Source organism: Vulcanisaeta moutnovskia 768-28 (assembly GCF_000190315.1).
In the GTDB taxonomy this organism is placed as follows: Archaea; Thermoproteota; Thermoprotei; order Thermoproteales; family Thermocladiaceae; genus Vulcanisaeta; species Vulcanisaeta moutnovskia.
In genome coordinates, this window is the sequence record NC_015151.1 from 517,620 (window position 1) to 530,254 (window position 12,635).

Genomic DNA, 12,635 nt, shown 5'->3' on the forward strand with positions numbered 1-12,635 from the left:
AATATATAAATAATTTAACGCAATCTTTATCATTCGTAAATAATAAAATATCATCTTAAGGCAAGTTAAATTTTTAAATTATTAAATGACTCTTTATGTTCGTGTCTCTTGACTGGTTTAAGTCCTTAAGGGATGTCATTGTGACCAGTCTTAGGGATTCCTGGCTTCCATTTCCCGTTGATAAGTCAATATGTAACAAGTGGAGAGAGGGTCTGGCCTTTGATAGTGATAGTGGCACTGTACTGTATACCTCGTGTCTTTACCAATTAGCTCCTGTTATTGAAAGAGCTGTTACTGAACTTGAGAGATTTGGCGTCACTAAGGGCGGCGTATTAGCTAGATTTGCAGCTGTTGGTACCAAGGTTTTTGGTAAGGCATTACTTAGGCCCAGTGACGAGGAGCTTAATAGGGCTAATGTAATCGTTAAGAACATATACAACACGCTTAGGGCCTTGGGCATCAAATTTAGGGTCCTCGATAACGAGCCTTACAGTGGCGCCCTGCTCTATGAGTTAGGTTTCGTAAATGATTTTGCCGATTACGCCAAAAGTGTTTACAAGATTTTTAGGGATAATAATGTGAATGAGGTAATAACCATAGATCCACATACCCAGCATACTCTCGAGAAGCTCTATCCAAAGTACGTACCTGAATTCAACATTAAAATTAGGAGTTACTTAGATTACCTAGACCCAGGTCGAGTCCGCGTTAAACTTGGTGAGTTCGCAATACATGATTCATGCCTATACGCAAGGTACCTAAATAAGTATGACTTAATTAGGGGTTTATTTAGGGGTAAGGCTGATGTTAAGGAGGACCCAGTAATAACGGGTAGAGATACCTCGCACTGCTGTGGCGGACCCATTGAGTCTACATACCCAGAGATAGCGGGTAAGGTGGCTAGCAATAGGGTTAAGGAGTTGGCTAGGCTCTCCCGTAACGTAATTGTTCAATGCCCAATATGTTACGTAAACCTAAGGAGAGGCGTCAAACTCAGCGGCGTTGAGGTTAATCTTTACGACATTGCCGAAGCTATTGAGGTGAGTGGTTAATGATGAGTATTAAGGAAGTTTATGAGGAGGTTAGGAAGTGCCAATTCTGTGGGTTCTGTGAGTTCCCATGCCCAACATTCAACACCCTACGCAGTAGGGCTTATGGACCCAGGGGTAGGATTAACCTAATTAAGACGCTAATCGAGAATGGTTTTGGGCAAGGTAAGGACGTGGGGCTTGGTGGTGACGTTATTAATCCAATAATGACCTGCCTACACTGTGCCGCCTGCGATACTCAGTGTCCAGCGGGTATTAGGATTGCCGATGCTATACATAGTTTTAAGGCAATTATCTTAGAAACAATGCTTAAGTAGTGGTGTTTAGTATGGTTAGTATGGTCCAGAGACAGGGTGATGTGATTAAGGAGCTTGAGGCAGTGTTTAAGGATAGGTTATTCACGGAACCACATATATTGTCTTTGTATAGTCATGATGCATCCTCGGAGGTCGGTGTTAAACCAATGGCTGTTATTCAACCGGTGAGCGTTGATGAGGTTGTTAAGATAGTTAAGTTAGCCATTGATTATGGTTTTAAAATAATACCGGTTGGCTCATCAACAAGTCTATCTGGTAACGCAACACCTAAGCTTGAGAATACGGTAATAGTCTCCCTAGAGAGAATGAACTCAATAATTGAGATTTCTGACATTGATTGGTACGCTAGGGTCCAGCCTGGAATTAAAGATGATGAACTAAACCTGGAGTTAATGAGCTACGGCCTTCAGTGGCCTGTGGATCCTGCATCATCAAAAACCGCGACAGTCGGCGGTGTAATTAGTAATGGTGGTGGCGGAATGAGAGGCGCTAAGTATGGCCCGGCTTCACATTGGATTCTTGGTCTTGAGGCTGTTATCGGTACTGGTGATGTTATTAGGATTGGCTGTAGGACTGTTAAGTGCCGTGAGGGGTACAACCTAGTCCAAACTTTCATTGGTTCTGAAGGTACGTTGGGAATAATCACAGAGGCAACGTTAAGGTTGGCACCATTACCTGAATCCTTTGTAGGGTTAATGGCAAGGTTCAGGGATGCCGAATCACTAGTTAATGCTGTGATTAGGGTTAAGAGAGATAAATTATGGCCCATGGTAACTGAGTTCATTGATTATATGATTGCACAAGTACTCGGTCTTGAACCTATGTATTACCTATGGATTGGTATTGACACCTACAGTGGTAGTGAACAGCAAATACTTTCTAAGCTTAATAATGACGTATCACTAAGTGGTGGTGAGATTATTGATAAGGCATTCACGTGGCAGGAATTCTCGAAGATCTTGGAACCAAGAAGAATGCTTTACTCAGCAACGTTAAAGGCCGCATTTAATGATTATGGCACAGACGCCTTCGTAGCCTTCGAGGATATTGCAGTACCAACAAGCAAGTTACCAGAAGCAGTTAGGGAGATACAGACCCTTGGCCAGAAGTATAATGTTAAGATGGTCATTGGTGGGCACATTGGTGATGGGAATTTACACCCAACTGTTTGGGCTAGGCGTTCTGATAAGGATGAAATGGAGAGGATTATGAAGTTCTTTGAGGATGTTGGTAAACTGGCTATAAGGCTTAATGGTACGGTAAGCGCTGAGCATGGGATTGGAGTACAGAAGAAGGGATTATTACGGGAGGCAATTAGTAGTAGGAATGATGGTAATAGCGACTATGTAATAAACTTAATGAAGAACATTAAGAGGGTATTTGACCCATATGGCATATTTAACCCAGGTAAGATATTTGATTAGAGCCCGTGTCTTTAACCCATAGGGCTTAAAAGTACGCCTTAGATTGCCGGGTTTGATGATTGGTAAGGTTTTGAGTTATTTGCAGGCATGGACTGTCATTGTTAGGGCCTGGTCAATGCCTATGACCATAGCCTCAATCTCACTTGGTGCGGCGTATGCCTATTACCTCGGTTACAGAATTAACATTGTATTCTTTATCCTGGCATTAATTGGTGCATTACTGCTTCATATGAGCGTTAATGTGATTAATGATTACTACGACACATTGTATGGAGTAGATGCACCTGATGTACTTAAGTACAGGCCTCATGCAATATTCATGGGTATTGTAAACACTAGGTCAATGCTCAACATAGGCCTTATATTACTAATAACAGGTTCATTAATAGGGATTTACCTATCCATTGTGGTAAGTCCATTAATACTAATACTCGGTATCACCGGCATATTCCTGGTCTATGAATACACGGGACCACCACTGAAACTCAAGTATAGGGCCCTTGGTGAATTATCGGTGTTTCTGGCATGGGGTCCATTAATGACGTTAGGATCCATAGTTGCTTCAACCGGCCTTATTAATTACGCGGTTGCTATAGTATCGGTGCCCGTGGCTCTCCTTGTGGTTGCCACATTGTATGCAAATAATGTTAGAGATATTGAGAGGGATAGAGGTAGGGGTGCGTATACACTAGCCATTAGACTTGGTAGTAATGCTAAGTGGTTTTACGTGACATTGTTAGCAAGTGCCTATGCAACCCAGTCAGTGCTAATATTACTTAGGTTATTACCCATTTATACATTAATAACCATTGCATTGATCCCATTAACAATTAAGATGATTAGGAATGCTACTAATGGGGTTTTTGAGCACCTTGATGAGACCACGTCACTATACTCCCTGGCATATACAATACTACTAGTCATAGGATTACTAATTAGGTTTTGATTTTAATTTTATTTCTCGATTATTTAAAGTGTCATTGGTTAATAACGGATGGTCTTATGGATAGTACCTTAATGGTATCGCCAGGTCCAATACCATACAATTCCCTAACACCCCTGGGTATTGTGAATTGTCTCGAGTCAGTATGCCTAGTCCTCAGCAACCTAACACCCTTCAGCTCGATTACAAAGCCCTTATACTCAAGGTCAACATCAGCGAACCTTATGTGGGTTATACCCAAAGCCCTAACTAAGCTTGCTGGTAATAACACCTGGTTATTTATGTACAACCTAACCGTGAAGGGCAGTGTGGTCACATTAAACCTCTCCAACTTCCTACGTACAGTCACCCTAACAACCACGTCTATCACCAATCAGTTCCTCAATACTACCACACTTAAGTAATACTCCGTGGAAAATACGTGAAACCAAATTGAAAATGCACCAACATGCACAGTGGTAAATAAAGGTTTCACGTAAGATAAAGAACAGAAAGAGATTTAAAGAAGGGATTGAACACAAACCAAATGCCCAGCAGAGCAATAGGCATGGGCATGTGCCCAAGGTGCGGAAAACCAGGAACAGTAGTAATAAAGGCAGGAAACTACGTATACATAAAGCACGGAAATACCTGGCACTACATAGGAACAATAGACAAAGTAAACCTAAACAAAATACTAATAAAAGACAATAAAACATCGGAAGAATTAAAAGAAAATAACATATATAATCATAAAGATACTAAAAATAAAAAATAATTGTTATTAGTATAACTTTATTACTAATAATACTAGGAGTTCTTATTTATAGTGTATTTTCTATAGTTCCAAAATATGTTATAAATAATGAAAATAGAAATAATACGATAGTTACTTTGTTTTCTCAATGCCATTTAGTTAAATATAATAATGATATATATGAATTTTCATGCAATAATATAACAAATACAGCAAATGTATCAGTTAATTATATTTATAATTTTAATCTAACAAAGTATAATATATCGGATACATATACTATGATTAAATGAATCTATCCTACCAAGAATATATATATTGTTGCACTAACAGTATATGGGCTCACATTATATACAAGAACATACCAAGAACCATATCCTGGGTTAAATATGAGTAAAGCAGAACCACCACTAACGTAGCCTCCATATCCTGACCATGTATTTGCATTTATCACTCCCACAAATAAAGTCGCAGATGATGGTGACCAAGTTACATAAACCCCTAATTCTTGGCCTGAACTTAGTGTGTATGGTCCTATTAATACGCCCGTATTTGGCGGTAGTGTTGGGTCTATTCTGTGGGTTGGTGGTAATGTCTTTAGTTTTAGTGCTGTTACTTCTTTGATTATTGTTACGCCTGGTGTGTCTGGCTTTATTTTTGCTGCTTGCATTGCCATTGTTGTTCCTGCCATTAGTGCTACTACGAGTAGTAAAGCGGGTAGTACTAGTGCTAGGGCTTTCCTCGTCATAGGTAATATTCTCATTTAATATTTTTAAGTATTACCTCTGTAGTACTTTCGGTGTACTTTGTTCCTTATTTCTATTTTATTATTTCAATTTATAAAGAGAGTCTTTTAGAAATAGAAAATGAGAAGTAGATCGCAATTAACAGGTTGAAAGAGCTAGTCAGTAACGGTTAAATCAGCACTCGGCAAATTCGTCACTTCTCTGGCAGTCGAGGTCCCTACTCATCATACTGCCTAAATTATTACCCTATCTTATAAGCCTTGAGGTTGTATGCCTATTATATGGTAAGCAGGTTATTCGGTATCTTACTTAATGTTCTAATGGTATCTAAAACACCAAGGCAATCCTGAACTCTAATCATGATAATTACCCTTATTAAATATGCATTCAATATAGCCTGCAAAGCTTGATAGACATCTGAGGGTTTAGAGGGTGATTTTTAGGATTCTGTAGATTAGTGATGATAGGATTATTAGAGCCCCAATCATTACCCAACCAAACATTCCAAAGTATTGTATTGCATATCCCATGACTATACCTGCTATTGATCCTATTATTGAGGATACGGTGAGTAAGTAACTAGTGGATTGGGCAATTAGTATTGGACTTACGAGATCATTCACAACATACAATGTCAAGAGTAGGATTAGTGTAAATGTGAAACCCACAATAACTAGGATTATTGTTTGAGCCTTGGCAATACCCATAAGCATTGTTAATGCACCGAGGGCTACCGTTAAGTACAACAATGCCTTACGTCTCTCAGTCTTTATGGAATGCCTAAACCTATAAAGCAATGGGGTTAGGGCTAGTGGCGCTGTTAATTCAGTGATCCCTAAGTAACTACCTGCATTAATAACGAGAGGGAGAAGACCTAGGTATACTCCCCAGGGTATTGAGAAGGCTATGGATAGCATGAGAATGTCTGGGTTATTCATAACGGCCATTACCGAGACACTCTTTATTATTACGGCATCCTTCATAGTAAAGAGAATGAGGATGGCAAGTACAATAGATGCTATGCCTAGGTATAATGCCGTGTTTTGTGTTATACCCATAGTAATTACTGATGAAAGTAGAATCAGTGTCGTTATTGATGATAAGTAAGTAACCTGAACCCACCTAGTCAACCCTCTAATGCTCCACCAACCAAGTATTAACAGGAGTGAGGGCATTAGGTATAGCCCAAGACCCATACCTGCCAGGAATCTAAGGAGAAGTGCCGTGTGATAACTACCTGTTGTTGAGAAGATGAGAGAGAGACCATTTAGTATCAAGCCTAGGAACATGGAGACCCTATTACCAAACCTGCTAAATAGGAGTGTAGCTGGTAATTGCATTGTAGCGAAGCCCATCATCGCGGTGGCCATGGGTATTACATAATACACGGCGTTGAGTACCACCTTCTTTATAGCCATTATATTAAACATTATTGCTGACAAGCTTAACCAATTAAACATTATTAATGATAGACCTGCTATACTAATGCCGAGCACATAATAGGCTCTCTTGATGACTAATGCATCCAATTCCTCAATAGGCTTATTATTAACCCCCACATGAAACTAGCATTAAAGCCCCTTATCAAGGTTTCTAACTATTGGCAGTTAAGATAAAGAGAAACTCATGAATTATTATCCTGCTCACCCCTATCCAGTTTTATGGATATTACGGCCCTACTCACCTCCTCCTTAATCCTCTCCTTGAACTCTCCGTATTGCTCAATCAATGAACCAAGCTTCTCCTTATACCTCTTGAGCACCAGGTTGAAGCTACTAACGGCTATGTACCCAATAAGTCTCTTGACAATGAAATTCTCAACCTTCCTAGTTATAAGACTACTAAATGCCTTAGCCTCCTCAAAGGACTTTATCAATGCCTTAAGTATGAACTCACGCCTCAATGGATCATCAAGCATCTTATCAAGTATTGTGAAGTCCCTCCTCCTTAATGCACCCATTGGTATGAAGGGTAATGGGAACGTAAGAACCCTAAGCTTACTGATCCTATCAAGTAGTTCGAGACTCTTAACAACATCATCGTCAGTCTCACCAGGTAGATTAAGTATCATTGTACCAACAACAACCCAATAATTATCATTGAGTATTCCAATTGCCTCCTCAACAACGTCTGGGTACTGCTCAGGCTTATACGGAAGCGCCTTACCAGCCATTAACATCCTTAGTAACCTAGGTGAACCTGTTTCAATGCCCATCTCGATAAAGTGCCATGTTCCTCCTTCATTCATATACTCCGAAACTTCCTTAATAAGCTTCGGTGCATACTTCACGACAGCGGCTGTGGTGAAGTCCGTGGTTAATTCATGGTCGTCACCATAGGACTTAACGAGCTTATAGGCCTTCACTGTCAAATCAAGTACCTTATCTGGGTTTGGCTCAATACCCTTTGCACCATACCTGAAGAATTCCTCACTATGAAGCGTTATCTCACTAAAGCCTCCAACCTCAATGTTGAGCTTAATCTCCCTATCGATATGACCCTCAAATGGAAATGACCTAATCATACCACTCAATGTTGGTGTACAGAACTGACAACCCCTACCACAACCCCTCGTAACCTCAACCATACCACCAATTGATGGTGTTACTATCGTTGGTACCATATCAATAGGCACAGGTCTATGGGCAACAACCCTCTCGGGAATGGGCTCGCCCTTCATTATTTTATCAAATAATTGTGGCCCATCCTCCTCAAACTCACCCTCATAAACGACATCAATCCCTAATTCCCTTTGCCTACCAGTATCAATGATTTGCCAACCAGCTGGTCCACCAACGACAATCTTTAAATGGTCTTTATGTCTCTTAATTGCTGGATGATTAATGACTTGAAAGAATGACTTGGCAATATATGGTAAGCCTCTGTATGGTAGGTCCGCCAATTTCAATATCCAGTAAACTATGCCGGAACCATAACTCAAACCTAGTGGATCCATTACGTAAATACCAATGACACGTGTATTAGGGCCAATGACCTTATCGAGCTTATATGGATCAGCTATAATGACATCATTCCTCGTATAGCCATGAGCAAGTAGTGCAGCTTCCACCTTGGCTAAGCCGTATGGAGCCCTCAAAACCCTACCATATTTATCACTTTTAACCCTGAAAAACCTACGGGCAGCCCAATCCCTGAAGTAATTCTCCGGTATTGCACTTGCGAATCCAACCACAGATGAACCGTGCGTGTCACTCATTGTTGCAATCTCGCCCGTTAAAACGATTGGATATCCATCAAATGACACAGTTTGGCTATATACCTGGAGTAAATAAAAACCCTTCCTCATTAACATAAACTATTGACTAAATGTACTTTAACCTAGAAATTGAAAATTAACTAATACTCTTCCTGGGAGTCCTCGCTCCGCAAGCAGTGCACACGAGTACGTATATCCTACCCTCCCTCTCCAGGTAAGTATCTATTGAGTGGCACACTGGGCACTCAACATAGAATTTAATGTACCTCTCATAAACAGCCTCGAGAGTCCTTGGACTCCTCTCTGCATACAGAACAAGGGCATTACCCTCAATATTACCTGGAAGAGCCAGTTCCTTAAGGAAGAACCTGGCTATGTGCGTTGGGTCCCTATTAAGTCTCTGTGCAACATCCCTAAAGTTCTGAATAATAGTCTTCTTAGGCTGGACTTGAATGCTTAACCTGGGTATTTCCTGCCTTCTCTGGATCCTTGGCGTTATCAATGTGTAGGCCTTATCTAATAACTTCATGTATAGCTCATCGTAATTACCCTCATTTGGCATACCAGTCTCAGGAGACTTAACACTTTGCTTAATAAGTTCTTGCCTTCATAGCACTGCATCATCAATTTCCTAGGATTTTACCTCTCGAATCTACGGCCAGTCTGGTTTAAAGTCTCTGCGCTTTATTAAATCATTAATGACCTTACTCGTAATTAAGACTGCCAATAGGCGTGGAATGCTTCATGAGATATCTGGTATAATTAAGGACTATACGAGCATTGAGTGGGTCTTCGTATCAATACCATCAGAGACAGAGAGAGTTATTGCAATGAGACTTAGCGATTCCCTACCAATAAGTGCCCTTGATAAACTAAGGAGTATTAATGGTGTTCATGATGTTTGGGCAAGCCATGAGGCGCCAATGGAGCTTGTGGGCTTTGATAAGGAGATTCTCAGGAGTATATTAATGCGTATGGTGCAAAGTGGTGGCGAGGTTCATGCATTCTTAACAAAGCTTGGTTATGAAATGGGTCTATCAATGGCAAGTACAATGCTTAGGACTAAGTATGAAATACCGGCAAATGCAGCTATGAATAAGGTCCTTGAAACAGCCATAAACATGCTAGTTGTTATGAACCTTGCAAGGAGTATTGAGAATATAAACCTTAATCTAGAGAGGGACGGTAATGTGGCCAGTATATCGTTAATAGAACCCTTTGACTTAGACGCCGGCCTACCATTCACTAGGGGCTATATACTCGGTTTAATGAAAATACTTCTTAAGTGTGATTGTAATCTTGACGCCATAATAAACAAATCCAAGGTTAACTTCTACATCAAGAGTAATAAGTCTGCGTAAGTATTAATTTATTTTTATAAATAATAAATAATACTTAAATACTGGGTGACTTAGGGATCCTTGGTGAATCTTCTTGGAGAGTTGGGCTAAATCATTAATCGATATAATGAAGAGAAGCCTTAATTCTAATGGCCTGCCAATACCGATGGATAAATCCTACTGCACAGAATGGGCAAGTGGGTTGGGTATACCTAGGGGTGGTGATACGGTTATCTACACGTCATGCCTTTATCAAATGGCTCCGATGATTAATCAATTAGTGCCGTGGATAGAGAAGATTAGAGGAACACCATTGAGTGGATTAGCCAGCGTCCTATCTAGGTTTGCCGGTTTTGTGGTGAAACCTAATAGGGCTGATATTGATAGGGCCAATGGTATTCTTAGGAATATAGCAAGGGCATTACAGAGGGCTGGAATTAACTTTGGCTTTCTTTATGAGGATGAACCATACAGTGGTGCGTTACTATATGAAGTTGGTGCCGAGGATATTTTCAGGGAGTACTTTGAGAATACCGTACTTAAGACGTTTAGGAAGTATGGAGTTAAGAGGGTAATAACGATAGATCCACATACCCATAATGTACTGGTGAATGCGGCGCCCAATTACTTTAAGCTTGATTTTGAGGTCGTTAATTACCTAGACCTACTGAGAGGCATTAAAGTTAAGTCCAGGGTGAGGAGTGATGTGGTAATACATGACTCATGCCTATACGCAAGGTATCTGGGTAAGTACGATGTTTATAGATCAATACTTGACAATACAGGTATTAAGCATATTGAGGACCCAGTAATAACTGGTAAGGAAACATCAACATGCTGTGGAGGACCACTTGAGTCACTTAGCCCTGAACTCTCGAGGAAGATTGCTAAGATTAGGATTGAGAATTTGGCTAAATTGTCGAAGACCGTGGTGACCGTATGCCCAATATGCCTGGCAAACCTTAGTAGAAATGCTGAGGGTGCTGTAGAGGTACTGGATATAAATGAGGTTATTGGGACCGAGTAGGTTTTAAATACCGACTTTTTAATCTAGTAATCATCAATGATGATGCGATGGCTGTTCAGACAATAATGACGAGTAAGGTGTTAGCTGAGACCCACCATTAAGGAAAGTGTTTTTATTCTGGTCTAAACTACGAGATCTTGATGAGCTTCACACCCGTGTATGAAAGGGATTTGGAGGTGCCAATAAAAATAAGTAAATCGGCCAACGATGATGCAAAGAGAAAGAGACTTGAGAGGTGGCCTAGGGAAGCTGGCTTATCGGTGCCTCTTGATGATTCTGGCACTAGTTTCATGCAGCTTGTTAAGTCGTTCTCCACGGACTATGGATTAACACCTGGTGAGAGAACATGGGATATTAAGGATGTAGGCGGTAAGTACAATATTAACATGGTTTGGAAGTTGATGAGGAGTAATGAGGAGAAGGGTTATGCCAGGGTTACTGGTGAAATACCGCTAACACCAACTGGCGAGGAGGGTAACAATGTTGTTTATACTGCGAGACTTAAGTACGTGATTGAGATAAGCAATGACGTGCTTAGTGAGAAGGCCACTGCAGAGAATGTTCCTGAGGTTAATTTATTCGGTTAGAAGTGGATAATTCATTAAAATGATTTTAAAGTAATAATGAACGATGTACACAGTACCGACTAGGGAATTTGAGAGAAGACTAAACCTGCTTTATAGGGTAATGGATGAGAAGAAGCTGGATGCTGCCTACATAGTTAATCCAATAAACATTACGTACTTCATAGGGTTTTACTACCTACAAACAGAGAGACCGGCGGCCATAATTGTGCGTAGGAATGGCGATATTTACTTCTTTGGACCACTCCTTGAAAGCGACCATGTACTAAACCAGACAAAGTTCGTGAGTAGGGTGTATACATATAGGGATTACCCAGGTGAGGTACATCCAATGCGATTATTTGCTGATTGGCTTAAGGAACTTCGGTTGGATAGCTCCGCCATTGGTTATGATACATCGCCAGGCTATGTAGGTTATTGGGGATACAAAGGGCCAAGCCTAGCTGAACTTCTTCCTGGTGTTAAGTTCGTGAGCATATCAGTCGATATTTACTCCATGAGGTTAATAAAGAGTGACGTGGAGATCGAATTACTTAGGGAAAGTGCTAAATGGTCAAATCTTGCTCATTCACTCCTTCAAGACTATACGGCACCTGGTATATATGACTACGAGGTATCACTGAGGGCTTCACTTGACGCTTCTATAATGATGAAGAAGGCCTTAGGGTCTGGGTATAAACCGGTGAGGTCTGAGTATCCTGCTTACGCGGGTTTTAGGGGCCAGGTTGGTGAGCATGGCGCCTATCCTCACTCAATAAGTGTTGAGAGACCGATTAAGGTTGGTGATGTGTTGGTGACAGGAGCCTCGGCAGATGTTGGTGGCTACATGGCGGAACTAGAAAGAAATCTCTTTGTTGGTAAGCCGAGTAATGATGTTATTAAGTACCATGAATTAATGCTTAAGCTTCAGGATGCTGCATTAAGTATTTTAAAGCCTGGGGTTAAGGCTTCGGATGTTGATAAGGCCGTTATAAGGACTGCAGAGGAACTCGGCGTGACTGAATATTTGCTGCATCATAGTGGTCATGGGATTGGGTTAGAGGGTCATGAAGCGCCATTTTTGGATGCCGGTGATGATACTGTGCTTAGGCCTGGCATGGTTGTTACTGTTGAACCGGGTATATACATAAGGGGTCTTGGTGGTTTTAGGCATTCGGATACTGTCGTTATTCATGAGGATCATGTTGAGGTAATAACTTACTATCCAAGAGATACTGAATCACTTATGGTTGAGATTTAATTTTGGGTGAAG

General features: G+C 40.7%; 14 protein-coding genes. 9 read left to right on the forward strand and 5 right to left on the reverse strand.

Going from position 1 to position 12,635, the window contains the following annotated elements:
- Positions 1-95 precede the first annotated feature (95 nt).
- The 4 genes from VMUT_RS02820 to menA are packed head-to-tail and all read left to right on the forward strand — an operon-like array spanning position 96 to position 3,736.
- Complete coding sequence (locus VMUT_RS02820; protein ID WP_013603915.1) at positions 96-1,052, forward strand: heterodisulfide reductase-related iron-sulfur binding cluster; 957 nt, start codon at positions 96-98, stop codon at positions 1,050-1,052.
- Positions 1,052-1,366 carry a 4Fe-4S dicluster domain-containing protein gene (locus tag VMUT_RS02825; RefSeq protein ID WP_013603916.1) on the forward strand — a complete coding sequence of 105 codons (315 nt, stop codon included), beginning with the start codon at positions 1,052-1,054 and terminating at the stop codon, positions 1,364-1,366. Before VMUT_RS02820 ends, VMUT_RS02825 begins: the two co-directional genes overlap by 1 nt.
- 11 nt (positions 1,367-1,377) lie before the next feature.
- On the forward strand, positions 1,378-2,790 hold the full coding sequence (locus tag VMUT_RS02830) for an FAD-binding oxidoreductase (protein ID WP_013603917.1): 1,413 nt from the start codon (positions 1,378-1,380) through the stop codon (positions 2,788-2,790).
- Between the two features lie 55 nt (positions 2,791-2,845).
- Positions 2,846-3,736, forward strand: coding sequence for a 1,4-dihydroxy-2-naphthoate octaprenyltransferase (gene menA, locus VMUT_RS02835; RefSeq protein ID WP_013603918.1), 891 nt, complete (start codon positions 2,846-2,848; stop codon positions 3,734-3,736).
- Between the two features lie 31 nt (positions 3,737-3,767).
- On the opposite strand, the gene VMUT_RS02840 is transcribed toward menA, so the two are convergent.
- On the reverse strand, positions 3,768-4,103 hold the full coding sequence (locus VMUT_RS02840; protein WP_013603919.1) for an AbrB family transcriptional regulator: 336 nt from the start codon (positions 4,101-4,103) through the stop codon (positions 3,768-3,770).
- Positions 4,104-4,259: 156 nt separating this feature from the next.
- Here VMUT_RS02840 and VMUT_RS02845 point away from each other — a divergent pair, with 156 nt between their 5' ends.
- Entirely contained in the window at positions 4,260-4,490 is a 231-nt protein-coding gene (locus VMUT_RS02845; protein WP_048056829.1) for a hypothetical protein, read from the forward strand.
- Between the two features lie 274 nt (positions 4,491-4,764).
- On the opposite strand, the gene VMUT_RS02850 is transcribed toward VMUT_RS02845, so the two are convergent.
- The 4 genes from VMUT_RS02850 to VMUT_RS02865 form a co-directional block, all read right to left on the reverse strand.
- Positions 4,765-5,217, reverse strand: coding sequence for a hypothetical protein (locus VMUT_RS02850; protein WP_148224635.1), 453 nt, complete (start codon positions 5,215-5,217; stop codon positions 4,765-4,767).
- 423 nt (positions 5,218-5,640) lie between these two features.
- Positions 5,641-6,774 carry an MFS transporter gene (locus VMUT_RS02855; RefSeq protein ID WP_013603921.1) on the reverse strand — a complete coding sequence of 378 codons (1,134 nt, stop codon included), beginning with the start codon at positions 6,772-6,774 and terminating at the stop codon, positions 5,641-5,643.
- Positions 6,775-6,839: 65 nt separating this feature from the next.
- Complete coding sequence (locus tag VMUT_RS02860) at positions 6,840-8,480, reverse strand: B12-binding domain-containing radical SAM protein (RefSeq protein WP_237699698.1); 1,641 nt, start codon at positions 8,478-8,480, stop codon at positions 6,840-6,842.
- An 88-nt stretch (positions 8,481-8,568) separates the two neighbouring features.
- Positions 8,569-8,994, reverse strand: coding sequence for a translation initiation factor IF-2 subunit beta (locus VMUT_RS02865; protein WP_013603923.1), 426 nt, complete (start codon positions 8,992-8,994; stop codon positions 8,569-8,571).
- Between the two features lie 136 nt (positions 8,995-9,130).
- On the opposite strand from VMUT_RS02865, the gene VMUT_RS02870 reads away from it, so the two are divergent.
- The 4 genes from VMUT_RS02870 to VMUT_RS02885 all read left to right on the forward strand — a co-directional run bounded on the left by VMUT_RS02870 (position 9,131) and on the right by VMUT_RS02885 (position 12,623).
- A complete protein-coding gene (locus VMUT_RS02870; RefSeq protein WP_013603924.1) occupies positions 9,131-9,793 on the forward strand; it encodes an ACT domain-containing protein in 663 nt (220 codons plus the stop codon).
- 73 nt (positions 9,794-9,866) lie between these two features.
- Complete coding sequence (locus VMUT_RS02875; protein ID WP_013603925.1) at positions 9,867-10,799, forward strand: heterodisulfide reductase-related iron-sulfur binding cluster; 933 nt, start codon at positions 9,867-9,869, stop codon at positions 10,797-10,799.
- A 140-nt stretch (positions 10,800-10,939) separates the two neighbouring features.
- Positions 10,940-11,386 carry a hypothetical protein gene (locus tag VMUT_RS02880; RefSeq protein ID WP_013603926.1) on the forward strand — a complete coding sequence of 149 codons (447 nt, stop codon included), beginning with the start codon at positions 10,940-10,942 and terminating at the stop codon, positions 11,384-11,386.
- Between the two features lie 43 nt (positions 11,387-11,429).
- Entirely contained in the window at positions 11,430-12,623 is a 1,194-nt protein-coding gene (locus tag VMUT_RS02885; RefSeq protein WP_013603927.1) for a M24 family metallopeptidase, read from the forward strand.
- Positions 12,624-12,635 lie beyond the last annotated feature (12 nt).